The sequence below is a fragment of the Streptomyces sp. NPDC026417 genome, from assembly GCF_055567695.1.
On sequence record NZ_JBVHPY010000042.1, the window covers coordinates 18,328 to 31,199 of the forward strand.

A 12,872-nucleotide genomic window follows, 5' to 3' on the forward strand; every position below is an offset into this window, starting at 1 on the left:
GCACGGCCCCTTGCGTGCACTGGCGGCTGCGGGCGCGTACGGATTGCGCTGCGGGCAGGCGGTGCGTCGTCAACTGCGGGCGGGGGTGCGGGGAGTGGGGTGGCGCCCGGTCGGCTCTGGCTGCGGGCGCGTGTCGCTCCGGCTGCGGGCAGGCGGCGCGGGGTGGGGGCCGGGCGGCCCTAGCTGCGGGCAGGCGTGCCGCAAGGGGCGGCACGGGTGGGCGCAGGCGGCACCCCGTTGGCGCCGGGTTCGCCGTCCCGGCTCTGGCGCCGGCCGGGACGCGGGGTGCTGGTGGGTGTGGGGGAGTGGGCACACCCGGGTGGCGCGCCCCCGTAGGCGGCGGGGCTGATGTACGAGGGGGAGTGGGCCCACCCCCGACGGCCCCCGTCGGCGGCGGGTACGTCGTCCCGCCCCTGGCGCAGGCCAAGACGCGGGCCCCCGGATCGTCGGGATCGGGGGGCGTAGTGGCGGGGTGTGCGAGGTCAGGGGGAGTGGGGTCGCGCGGGCGGGGAGAATGGGCGGGTGCGGTACAGAATCCTGGGCGTCACCCAGGCGGCGGACGACCAGGGAACCCACGTACCCGTGGGCGGCCCCCGCATCCGCGCCCTCCTCACGGCCCTGGCCCAGCGCCCCGGCCGTACGACCACCCCCGAGACCCTGATCGACGAGGTCTGGGCGGACGACCCCCCACAGGACGCTCCCGCCGCCCTGCAGGCCCTCGTCGGCCGCCTCCGCCGCGCCCTCGGCAGGCACACCGTCACCTCGGAGCCCGGCGGCTACCGGCTCGTCGCCGCCGAGGACGACGTCGACCTCTTCGTCTTCGAGCGCCTGGTCCGCAGCGGCAAGGCCGCCCTCGCCCGCGGCGACGCGGTGACCGCGGCCCGCGAGCTGCGCGAGGCCCTCGCCCTGTGGCGCGGCCCCGCCCTCGCCGACCTCCCCGACCGCACCGCGGCGACCCGCCCGGAGGCCCTGCGCCTGGAGGCGACGCGCACCCGACTCGACGCCGACCTGCGCCTCGGCCGCGCCCCCGACGCCGTACCGGAGCTGCGCGAACTGACCGCGGCCCACCCCTACGACGAACCCCTGCACGCCCTCCTCCTGCGCGCCCTGCGCGACGCGGGCCGCCACGCCGACGCCCTCGCGGCGTACGAGTCGGTGCGCCGCGCCCTGCTGGACGGACTGGGCACCGACCCCGGCCCCGAACTGCGGGCGCTGCACCGGGAGCTGCTCGCCGGCGAGGCCGAGGCGCCGGACCCGCCGGAGCCGGCCCGTCCTGGCCCGCCGAGCGGCAACATCCGGCGGCGGCTGAACTCCTTCGTCGGCAGGGAACAGGAGCTGGAGGCCATCCGGTCGGAGGTCCGCAGGGCCCGCCTGGTCACGCTGACCGGACCCGGCGGCTCCGGCAAGACCCGCCTAGCCGAGGAGGCCGCCGCCGGGCTGTCGCAGGCCTGGCTGGCCGAGCTGGCCCCGCTGGAGCGGCCGGAGGCCGTGCCCGGCGCCGTGGTCAGCGCTCTCGGACTGCGCGAGACCGTACTGATCACCAACGAGATGTCCACCGTCGCGGCGCAGGCCGATCCGGTCGCCCTGCTCGTCGACTACTGCGCCCCGCGCACCCTGCTGCTCATCCTCGACAACTGCGAGCACGTCATCGGCGCCGCGGCCGACCTCGCCGAGACCCTGCTGACGCACTGCCCGGGGCTCACGATCCTCGCCACCAGCCGCGAACCCCTCGGCGTGCCCGGCGAATCCGTCCGTCCGGTCGAGCCGCTGCCGCCCGATCCCGCCCACCGGCTCTTCATGGAGCGGGCCACGGCGGTCCGTCCCGACGCGGACGCCGTGCACGACCCCGAGGCGGTGGACGAGATCTGCCGCCGGCTCGACGGGCTGCCGCTGGCCATCGAACTCGCCGCCGCCCGGCTGCGGATGCTCACGCCGCGGCAGATCGCCGACCGGCTGGACGACCGCTTCCGGCTGCTGACCTCGGGCAGCCGTACGGTCCTGCCCCGGCAGCAGACCCTGCGCGCCGTCGTCGACTGGTCCTGGGACCTGCTCGACGAGGGGGAGCGCACGGTGCTGTGCGAGGCGTCCGTGTTCGCGGGCGGCTGGGACCTCGCGGCCGCGGAGGCGGTGTGCACCGGTCCCGTGGCCGACCTCGTCGGCGCGCTCGTCGACAAGTCCCTGATCGTCGCGACACCGCACGCGGACGGCGACGGCGGGATGCGGTACCGGATGCTGGAGACGATCCACGAGTACGCCGACGAGCGCGTGGGCGAGGTGCCCGGCCTGCGGGCCGCCGCCGAGCGCCGCCACCGGGCATGGGTGCGGGCGCTCGTGGAGGAGGCCGAGCCCGAGCTGCGGTCCGGCGGGCAACTGCCCTGGATCCGGCGCCTGGAGACCGAACTCGACAACATCCGGGCCGCCCTGCGGCGAGCGCTCCTGGCCGGCGACGAGGAGGAGGCCGGCGCCCTGGTCCTCGCCATGGGCTGGTTCTGGTGGCTGCGCAACCACCGCCGCGAGGGCGCCGAGTGGACCGAACGCGTCCTGCGCCTGGGCGTCGTCCTGGACGCCGGTTCGAACGCCCGCGGCGACGACCTCCTCGCCGAGCTGGCCACCGCCGACCCCGTCGGGGCGTATCTCCGGGACACCGGCGCCGAGGAGAGCGATCCGCGGCACGGGACGCGGATGCGGATGCGGATGCAGGAGCTGTTCCTGGTCGTGGAGGCGCAGCCCCTGGAGGCACTGCGGACCCGGCTCACCGACGCGTACATCCGGCGGGTGCACCAGCACTTCGAGAAGGGAGGCCCGCACGCGGCGTCGATGCCGGGCCTCGTTTGGCCGATCGCCGCCTACTTCGCGGGCACCTCGGCCGACCTGCGGCCCGCCATGGACTCCGCCGTCGCGAACTGCCGTGCCTACGGGGGCGACTGGGAGATCGGCGTCACCCTGATGTTCCGTACGCACACGGTCGTCGACTCACCGGGCGGGCTGCTCGACGTCGACGGCGACCTCGCCGAACTGCGCACCCTCAGCCGTCGCGTCGGCGACCGCTGGATGCGCGCCCAGGTGTGCAGCGCGGCCGGTGAGACGGCGATGGCCCGGGGCCGCCACGAGGAGGCGAAGGGCGAGTTCGACGAGGCGCTGCGGCTCGCCCACGAGGTGGGCGCGCACGTGGAGACGCCGTTCCTCATGGCCCGGATCGCCGAGATCGCCTGGCGGGCCGGCGAGCGCACCGAGGCGCTCGCCGCCCTCGACGAGGCGAGTGCGGCGGCCGACCTGCACGGGGTGACCGACTCCCGAGCCTTCATCCTGGTGCTGCGCGCCCACATGGCACTGGAGGACGGCGAGGTCAGGGCGGCGCGCGAGGCGTTCGAGGCGGCACGCGCGGAGACCGGCCGGGGGACCCCGCCGCCGCAGTTCCTCGCCGCCCTCGGTCACGTCGACGCGCTGGTCACGGCCGCCGAGACGAGCCCGGAGCAGGGACTGGTGAAGCTGGCCGACACCCTGCGGGAGGCCGTGGACGCGCGGTGCGCGGAGTGGCTGACGGCCACCTTCGTCGACAACGCGGCGCGGCTGGTCGCCGAGACGGGGGACCTTCCCCGCGCGGTCCGCCTGTTCGCCGCCGCCGAACGCTGGCGGGGCGGCCATCCCCGCCCGATGCCGGAGCGCGGCCACGCCGAGCGCATCGAGGCCGACGCTCTCGTCTCCCTGGGCCGGACCCGCTTCGAGTCCGAGCGAGGCCGTGGCTCGGGCTTCACCCCGGACGACGTCCTGCGGACCCTGAAGGAGGCCCTGGACGGCGGCCGGTGACGGGCCTCGCGTCACTCCCCGGGCCGGCCGCGGGTGCCCTCACCGGCACCTGAACTCCGAGTCCGCCCAGTCCGCCAGGGCCACCGCGTCGAAGGAGGAGTCGGGGTCGACGACGAGCCGTACCGTCCGCCGTCCGGTGAGGTCCACATGGACGGGGACCGCGCCGTCGCCGCCGGCGATCAGCGGGGACCGCCAGAGCCGGGCCCCGTCGGCGTACACGGAGAACCGCACCTTCCCGAGCCCGAGCGTCATGTCGTCGACACCGACCACCGCGTCGTACGCCGTGCAGTCGCGGTTGAGATCGACGGTGACCGAGGAGCGGCCGTGCACCGTCACCCCCCGCGCGTACTCCCGCCCGCCGACCGAGACGCCCCACCGCTGCCACACCCAGCTGCTCTCGCCGAGGCGCATCTCGGGCTCGGTGCCGTCGCCGGTGAGGCCGTAGCGCAGCTCGTTCCACGCGTAGACGGCCGGAGCGGGTGCCGGGGGAGGTGTCGGCTCGGGCGCGGGCCGGGGAGGCGCCGGCGGTTTCGGTTTCGGTTTCGCCCGAGTGGGTGCCGGGGACGGCCGGGGCTTCGCCTCGGTGGGCACCGGATCCGGGCTCGGGGGCGGGGTGGGCGTCGGCGTCGGGGCACCGGCCGGTCGTACGGGCGGCCGGGCGGGTGCCGTTCCCGGCGGCCTCGGGGAGGGCGGCGGCGCCTGCGACTCGACCGCGTGGGACGTGCCGGGCCGGGCTCCCGGCTTCCTGGCGGGACTGTCGTCGCCCACCAGCGCGAGGGCCACCGCCGCCGCGGCGACCGCGACGACTCCCGCCGCGACGGCCGCCTTCGCCGGCGCACCGAGCCCCTCGGCGGCCGCCCCGCCGCCGGCCCCACCGGAACCCCCGCCCGCCGCGGCCGCCGCACCCGCGGCCGCCGCACCCGCGGCGCCGACTCCCGTGCCACCGGCGACGATCGCGACCGCCTTCGCGTACCCGGCGGCTCCGAACCAGCCGATGACGGCGACCGGCACGACCGCCGGGATGCCGCTCGCCACCTCCTTGATCTGGCCGGCTGCCAGGCGGCACTTGACGCATTCCTCCAGGTGCTTGCGCAGCCCCCGTTCGGCGCGGGTGCGCAGGCCTCCGCGGGCGAAGGCGCCGAGCCGGTCCGCGTAGCGCGCGCACTCCTCGTCCGCGATGAGCGTGGTGCTGACGTGTGCCTGGAGGTAGGCCTGTTTGAGGCCCTCGCGGGCCCGGCTGGCGAGCACGCGGGTGCCGTTCGCGTCGAGCCCGAACAGCGTCGCGACCTCGCTGGGCGACTCGTCCTCGACCTCGGTGTGCCAGAGCACGGCCTGCCACCGTTCGGGCAGCGACCGGAAGGCCTGCATGGCCATGGACCGCTCGGCCTCGTGCATCGCCAGCACGTCCGCGCCGAGGTCGAGCGTGTCGTCGTCGGAGACCTCGGGACTGCGGGCGGCCTGGGCGGCGAACACCGCGAAGTCGTCGACCAGTTGCTCGCGTCTGGCCGTCTTCGTCCAGTGCGCGGCGACCCGGCGGACGGTGGTGAGCAGATACGCGCGCACGGCGTGCTCCGGGCCGCTGCCGCCGCGTACCGCCTGGAGCATGCGGGCGAACACCTCGGCGGTGAGGTCGTCCGCGGTGTGCCCGTCCCGGCAGCAGGTGCGCGCGTAGCGGCGCACGGCGTCGGCGTGCCGGCGATAGAGGTCTTCGTACGCCGTGTCGTCGCCCGCGCGCATGCGCTCGATCAGGTCGGCGTCGGACGGCGGCGCGTCGAACGGGGGCGGCAGCAAGCCGCCCTCCCGCCACTCGCGCTGCGGGGGCACGCTGGGCGGCGGGCCCTCGGCCTCGACGGCGTCCGCGTGGCCGCCGCCGGTGCGCCCGCCCCGGCCGGGCACCTGGTGGGGGACCGGCCCCTCGGTCTCCGCGCTCCCCTCGGCGGCGGGGCCCCCGTCGCCGGGTGACCCGCTTCGCCCGTCACCACTCATCGCGGACTGCCCCCGCCTGCACACTCGGACCCGGATAACCGGGAAAGCGTGGCACAAGGGGCCCGTGGCGGACCGGGCAGGACGGACCAACCACTCGTCCGTGGGGACTTTCCGTACGGCAGTACTAGCGCTCACCCGATCGGGGAAGGCTCCCTCGACCCCTGCCCGTCAACCGGCCCCGCGCACAAGCACGTTGCCGGCCGGCCCGGCCCGCCCCGGGCGGGGCGGAACGGGCGCGACCGGCACGTTCGTACGACGGCGGGCTTCCTACAGCGGACGGGACCGCAGTCCCTCCAGCAGGATGTCCAGCAGCCGGGCCGAGGCCGCGGCCTGCTGGGCGGCGTCCGGCAGCGAGGGCGCCGCCGTGGCGATGACCAGCAGGACGTCCGCCACGGTCACGTCCGCCCGCAGCTCGCCCGCCGCACGGGCCCGTTCCACGAGCTGACCGACGACCTCGAGCAGCGCTGCCGCGCCCGCGTCCTCGGCCAGATCGGCAGGCGTGTCGTCCACCAGCCGCAGCTCGGTGGCCGGCTGGGTCCGCTGCTGCGGCACCCGGGCCTCGTCCACGAGGACGCCCTCGGCGCCCTCGTCGGCGACACCCACCCGCAGCACCTGCGGCGGCAGCAGCCGCCCGGCACCCGAGGCCACCGACGTCCGCAGGAAGCGCGAGAGTGCCGACCACGGCTCGTCCTCCTGACCGAGCGCCGAGCGCGCCTGGTCGGTCAGCCGGGAGGTCTCCTCCTCGGCTATCCGGCGCACCAGGACGTCCTTGCTCGGGAAGCGCCGGTACACCGTGCCGACACCCACCCGGGCGCGCCGCGCCACGTCCTCCATCGGCGCGCCGTACCCCAGCTCGCCGAAGACCTCGCGCGCCGCGCGCAGTACGTGTTCCAGGTTGCGCTGTGCGTCCACGCGCAACGGGGTGGTGCGGGAACTGTCCCCCGGACCACGTCCGTTGCTGCTTGCCGTGCCGAGCGCGCCACCTGGTGCGATGGCAGACGCGGCCGACCAATGAGAGTCCTGAATGTGCATAAGCGTTCCCCCGGTAATGACGTCTCCCCCCGGAGACTCTCCCCGCCATTGGCAGCCGGAGCGTGTGGAACGAGCGTGTTGCACGGATCCGCCCCTGCGGACCCGTCGAGCACATCCCCCTGCACCCCGTCGACACACGAACATAGTTGAGAGGGGGTCAATTCAGAAGGGGCAGGTTCCGCACGGAGCGCCCCCCGATCGGACCACGGGTCGGATACCTCCCGATTGCGCCCCCTGCCGTCCCCCTGTACGCACCTGTTGAGCTGCGAGTCTTCCGCGTACTCCGGCAAATCGGCCAACCGTGCGCGGCGGCGACGGCGGGTCACACAAATTGCCGGGCCTGTGGACAAACGAAGGCGCCGGGTGCGTCATGGGATGGTGACGGCTGAGATCAATCAGGGGACGACCCCCGAACCCCGGAAGAGTGCACGCATTCTCATCGTCGGTGGCGGCTACGTGGGGCTGTACACCGCGCTGCAACTGCAGCGGAAGCTGAAACCGGAGCTCAGGCGGGGCGACGCCGAGATCGTCGTGGTCTCCCCCGACCCCTATATGACGTATCAGCCGTTCCTGCCGGAGGCGGCCGCCGGCTCCATCTCGCCGCGCCACGTCGTCGTGCCGCTGCGCCGGGTCCTCGACCGGTGCCGGGTCGTCGTCGGCGAGGTCGAGTCGATCGACCACGCCGCGCGCACCGCGACCTTCACCACGCCGGCCACCGAGGAGCGGGGCGCGCACGTGGAGCGCATGACCTACGACGAACTGGTCCTCGCGCCCGGCTCCGTCTCGCGCACCCTCCCGGTCCCCGGCCTCGCCGACCACGGCATCGGCTTCAAGACCGTCGAGGAGGCCATCGGCCTGCGCAACCACGTCATCGAGCAGATGGACATCGCGTCCTCCACCCGCGACCCCGCGATCCGCGACGCCGCCCTGACCTTCGTCTTCGTCGGAGGCGGCTACGCCGGTGTGGAGGCGCTCGCCGAGCTGGAGGACATGGCCCGCTACGCCACGCGCTACTACCACAACGTCGAGCGCGAGGACATGAAGTGGATCCTCGTGGAGGCCTCCTCGCGCATCCTGCCCGAGGTCGGCGCGGAGATGGGCACCTACACCGTCACCCAGCTCCGGCGGCGCAACATCGACGTCCGCCTGGAGACACGGCTGGAGACGTGCACCGACCGGGTCGCCGTACTGAGCGACGGGGCGCGCTTCCCGACCCGTACGGTCGTGTGGACCGCCGGGGTGAAGCCGCACCCCCTGCTCGCCGCCACCGACCTGCCGCGGGACGAGCGCGGGCGGCTGAGGTGCACGCCCCGGCTGACCGTGGACGGCGTCCCCCACGCGTGGGCCGCGGGGGACGCCGCCGCCGTCCCCGACGTCACCGCCGCCGAGCCGGGCGCCGAGACCGCACCGAACGCGCAGCACGCGGTCCGCCAGGCGAGGCTCCTCGGCGACAACATCGCCCACGCCCTGCGCGGCGAGGAGCTGGAGACGTACTCCCACAAGTACGTCGGCTCGGTCGCCTCGCTCGGGCTGCACAAGGGCGTGGCCCACGTCTACGGGCGCCAGCTTAAGGGCTACCCTGCCTGGTTCATGCACCGCGCCTACCACCTGAGCCGGGTCCCGACCTTCAACCGCAAGGCCCGGGTCCTGGCCGAATGGACCCTGTCGGGACTCTTCAAGAGGGAGATCGTGTCGCTCGGCTCACTCGAACACCCCCGTGCCGAGTTCGAACTCGCGGCCGGTGGGAAGCCCCCGCGGGACCCGAAGGGGTCGACCTGATCCGACCCGGGAACTGCCCCGGCGGGGCCCGCGTCTGACGGATGTCGGTCCGGTCGGCCAGACTGGTCCACGACCGGGCGGGACCCGCCGCCCGCTCTTCGGACCCACGACGCTTTTTCCCACGTGCTGTATTCCCCGGGGGAGACCCCCGGACCCCCGGCCGACCGTGCCGACCGGGGGCATGAACCCGAGGCAAGGACTCGTGAACTTCACGCGCTGGAGCGCCCGACTCCCCGGAACGCAGCGCCGCGCCGCGGCGCGCGGCGACCATCCGGTCACCCATGACCGGCGGGGCGACGGATCCGTGCCCGCGGCCCGCGGCGAGCAACTGACCGACGAGGTGCCGCGCGTGCCCGCGGTCGACGTGCTGCCGGTGCGCGAGGTCCTCGACCGCGTCCCGGCTCTGGTGGCCCTGGTGCACGGCCCCGACCACCGCATCGCGTACGTGAACGACGCGTACGTGGCGGCCTTCGGTGTCCGCCCCCTCGGCGAGCCCGCCCGGGTGGCCCTGCCGGAACTGGACGGGCTCGGGCTCCTGCCCCTCCTCGACCAGGTGCTGCGCAGCGCGAAGCCGCGCACGGTCAAGTCCCGCAGGACACCCGACGGCCGTTCGTACACCTTCACCTGCACGCCCGTGGACACGCCCGACGACGAGGGCCGGGGCGGCGGCGTGCTGATCTTCGCCACCGACGTCACCGACCACGCCGAGGCCGCCGAGCGGCTGCGTGCCAGTGAGCGCCGGCAGCGCGAGACCGCGGTCACCCTCCAGCGCTCCCTGCTGCCCCAGGAGCTGGAGGAGCCGGACGACCTGCGCGTCGCGGCCACCTACCACCCCGGTGGGACGGAGGCCGCGGTCGGCGGCGACTGGTACGACGTCATCACCCTCGGCGGCGGCCGCACCGCCCTGGTCATCGGCGACGTCATGGGCCGCGGGGTCCGCGCGGCGGCCGTCATGGGGCAGCTCCGTACGGCGGTCCGTGCGTACGCCCGCCTCGACCTGCCCCCGCACGAGGTGCTCCAGCTCCTGGACGGCCTGGCCACCGAGATCGACGCCAACCAGATCGCCACCTGCGTGTACGCCATCCACGACCCCAACGAGGGCCGGCTCGTGTACGCGTCGGCGGGCCACCTCCCGATCCTCGTCCGCGACGAGAGCGGCACCGTGCTGCGCGCGGACGAGCCCACCGGGCCCCCGCTCGGCACGGGCGGCTGGATGCACGCCTCGGGCACGGTCCCGCTCGGCCCCGGTTCGACGGCCGTCCTCTACACGGACGGCCTGGTGGAGCGGCGCAACGAGGACCTCGACGAGGGGATCGCCGCCCTGGAGCGCGCGCTGGCCGGAGCCACCGGCACCCCCCAGGTCGTCTGCGATCGGCTGGTGCGCTCGGCGGGGGTGACGGCGGACCACGACGACGACGTGGCCGTCCTCGTCCTCCAGCACCCGGCCCGCACGGGCCCGGACAGCGAGCTCTTCCGCAACGCGGCCCTGGAACTGCTGGGCGGGGTGGAGGCCACCCCCCGCGCGCGTGCCTTCGCCTCCGGCGTGCTGACCAGCTGGCGCTTCCCGCGCGAGCTGCACGACCTCGGTGTACTGGCCGCCAGCGAACTCGTCGCGAACTCGCTGCAGCACGGCACCCCGCCGATGCGGCTGCGGCTGCGCCGCACCGACCGCCGGCTGATCATCGAGGTCACCGACGGCGACGACCACCTGCCCCGGCGCCGCCGGGCCGAGCCCGGCGACGAGGCGGGACGCGGCATCGCCATCGTCGCCACCATCGCCTCCGGCTGGGGGTCCCGGCGCACGCCGGGTGGCGGCAAGGCGGTGTGGTGCGAGTTCGCCCTGCCGCGCGAGGGCGCCTGACGGCCCGGCGCGTCAGGCGCTGGAGCGTGCGGGCTCCGCGGGAGCGCCGCCCTGGGCCACGATCCGGCTCCGGGCGAGCGACGGCTGGTTCTGCACGGGGGTGAGCTGCCGTCCGAGCCGGATCGCCAGATAGGTGATGCCGAGCGAGAACAGCAGGAACGTCACGATGTACGGCGCGTGCAGCGACGCGCCCATCGGGCCGCCCACCGCCGGGCCGACGGCCAGCGCGAGCTGCTTCACCAGGGCGAAGGCGGAGTTGTACTGGCCCGCCATGCCCGTCGGGGCCAGGTCGGCCACCAGCGGCGCCACCGTCGGCGACAGCATCGCCTCACCGAGCCCGAAGAGCGCGTACGTCGAGACGAACGCCGCGGCCGCCATGGTCTTGCTGCCGTGCCCCAGGCCCGCGTACCCGGCCACGACCCACGCCAGGGCCCAGATGAGCCCGACCGCGGCGATCACCCGCGACCGCTTCCGGCGCTCGACGAACCGCAGCACCGCGAACTGCGCGACGACGATCATCGCGGTGTTCGCGGCCAGCGCGGTGCCGAGGGCGGAGGTGGAGATGCCGGCCGCTTCCACGCCGTAGGCGCTCAGCCCCGACTCGAACTGGCCGTAGCAGGCGAAGAACAGCACGAACCCCAGGACGCACAGCTGCACCATGGCCCGGTTGCCGAGCAGCTGCTTCCAGCTGCCGCCCCTGGCCCTCGGGGCGTCCTCGACCTTCGGCGCGTGCGGCATCCGCACCGTCGTCATGATCACGGCGAGCAGCAGGAACATCGCCGCCTCGATCGCGAACAGCAGAGTGAAGGAGTCCACCCGCGTGGCGTCTACGAGATGGCCGCCGATCAGGCCGCCGACGCCGAGCCCGAGGTTCTGCAGGAAGAACTGCATCGCGAAGGCACGCGAGCGGGTGTCCGCCGTCGAGCAGTCCACGATCATCGTGGCCAGCGCCGGCTGCATGACCGCCTGGCCGGTGCCCAGCGCCGCCGCCGACAGCAGGACGGCCGTCGCACTGCCCGCGAGCCCGAGGCTCAGGGACCCGAGGGCGGCGGTGAGCAGGGCGGCGACGAGGACCGGCCGAGGACCGCGCCGGACGATGGCCCGTCCGGCGAACGGAAGCACGACGAGCGCGGCCACGGCGAAGACGGCGAGCACGAGTCCCGCCGTCATGGCCCCCAGGCCCCGCACCTGCGCCACATAGACGTAGAGGTACGGAACCGTGAAGCCGAGCCCGAACGCGCTGAGTGCGTTGCCGACGTGGATCCGGCGCATCGCTGCGCCCATCGCCCTGGTCACTTTCACCTGCCTTGGAACGCGGACCGGCCGGCACCCGAGCGGGGGGCCGGTCCTGAGGAGACATCTGAGGAGTTAGCCCTGAAGACTTCAGAGCTAAAGTTCGAAGCTAAACTGTACACCTCGAAGGACTTCGAAGCCAAGCGACGGCGTGCCATACTGCGCCCATGGGCGACATCCCCGGCGTCGGCGCCAGCGAGCCGACCCTCGAAGAGCAGATCGCGGCGTATCAGCGCGAGTTCCGCGACCTCGACCCTCAGGTCGAGAAGATCGTCTCGGCGCTCGGCCGGCTCAACCGCCGCATGAACGTCGCCTACGGCCGGCAGACCGCCACCCTCGGCATCAGCAACGCCGAGTGGGAGGTCCTGAAGGCGCTCGTGCTGTCCGGCGCTCCCTACCGCCTGGGTCCGAGCGACCTCGCCAAGCGGCTCGGCCTCACCCCGGCTGCGATGACCCACCGGATCGACCGCATGGTCACGGAGGGACTGGTCACCAGGGAGCGGGACGAGTCGAACCGCGTGCGTGTCATCGTGGAGCTGACCGGCGAGGGCCGCGAGAAGTGGCTTGAGGCGATGCGTCTGGCCACGGTCTTCGAGGAGGATCTCCTCCAGGACCTGTCGGCCGACGAGCGCGGCGTCCTGGGCGAGGTGCTCACCCGCCTGCTGCGCAGAGTTGAGGACGCTCAGCCGGACGCCGGCGGCCGTCTCACCGACCTCGACTGAGGGATCACCCGCCCCGCGGGCCGGGGCCCTTGGGCCCCATCTAAAAGATCTTGACAGAGGCTGTTGACATCACCTTGCCGCATCCGTAAGGTTCTTCGAGTTGCCACGGAGCCGTAACGGTTCTTCGACAGCACCTCCGCCGCTCAAGCGGCACCCAACCACCAGCACGATCTCCCTACCGGGTTGAATTCGGCGTGCCCGAATTCCATTCGAATTGGGGCCGGCACCTCCGATTAGGAACCGCCGGACGGATCCGCTAAAGTTTGGGACGTCGGAACGGCCCAACAGCCGCGAAGGCAAGCCCCGCTGACTGGGAATCAGGCCCGAAAGGATCTGATAGAGTCGGAACCGCCGGAAAGGGAAACGCGAGAGCGGGAACCTGGAAAGCACCG

7 protein-coding genes are annotated in these 12,872 nt (G+C 74.1%); 4 read left to right on the forward strand and 3 right to left on the reverse strand.

The annotated features are described in order from the left end of the window. Positions 1–522: 522 nt before the first annotated feature. Positions 523–3,807, forward strand: a complete 3,285-nt coding sequence (locus tag ACZ4NT_RS36530) for an AfsR/SARP family transcriptional regulator (protein ID WP_467729613.1) — start codon at positions 523–525, stop codon at positions 3,805–3,807. A gap of 39 nt (positions 3,808–3,846) precedes the next feature. Here ACZ4NT_RS36530 and ACZ4NT_RS36535 read toward each other — a convergent pair whose 3' ends face one another. Together ACZ4NT_RS36535 and ACZ4NT_RS36540 are read right to left on the reverse strand one after the other, a co-directional pair. Then, positions 3,847–5,793, reverse strand: a complete 1,947-nt coding sequence (locus tag ACZ4NT_RS36535; protein WP_467729615.1) for a sigma-70 family RNA polymerase sigma factor — start codon at positions 5,791–5,793, stop codon at positions 3,847–3,849. A 267-nt stretch (positions 5,794–6,060) separates the two neighbouring features. Continuing rightward, on the reverse strand, positions 6,061–6,825 hold the full coding sequence (locus tag ACZ4NT_RS36540; protein ID WP_467729617.1) for a TetR/AcrR family transcriptional regulator: 765 nt from the start codon (positions 6,823–6,825) through the stop codon (positions 6,061–6,063). Between the two features lie 375 nt (positions 6,826–7,200). Here ACZ4NT_RS36540 and ACZ4NT_RS36545 point away from each other — a divergent pair, with 375 nt between their 5' ends. Together ACZ4NT_RS36545 and ACZ4NT_RS36550 are read left to right on the forward strand one after the other, a co-directional pair. Next, positions 7,201–8,604 carry an NAD(P)/FAD-dependent oxidoreductase gene (locus ACZ4NT_RS36545; protein WP_467729619.1) on the forward strand — a complete coding sequence of 468 codons (1,404 nt, stop codon included), beginning with the start codon at positions 7,201–7,203 and terminating at the stop codon, positions 8,602–8,604. Between the two features lie 202 nt (positions 8,605–8,806). After that, positions 8,807–10,465, forward strand: coding sequence for a SpoIIE family protein phosphatase (locus tag ACZ4NT_RS36550; RefSeq protein ID WP_121402107.1), 1,659 nt, complete (start codon positions 8,807–8,809; stop codon positions 10,463–10,465). A gap of 12 nt (positions 10,466–10,477) precedes the next feature. On the opposite strand, the gene ACZ4NT_RS36555 is transcribed toward ACZ4NT_RS36550, so the two are convergent. Then, on the reverse strand, positions 10,478–11,749 hold the full coding sequence (locus ACZ4NT_RS36555; RefSeq protein WP_467729621.1) for an MFS transporter: 1,272 nt from the start codon (positions 11,747–11,749) through the stop codon (positions 10,478–10,480). 176 nt (positions 11,750–11,925) lie between these two features. Here ACZ4NT_RS36555 and ACZ4NT_RS36560 point away from each other — a divergent pair, with 176 nt between their 5' ends. Further along, on the forward strand, positions 11,926–12,480 hold the full coding sequence (locus tag ACZ4NT_RS36560; protein WP_467729623.1) for a MarR family winged helix-turn-helix transcriptional regulator: 555 nt from the start codon (positions 11,926–11,928) through the stop codon (positions 12,478–12,480). Positions 12,481–12,872: the final 392 nt, after the last annotated feature.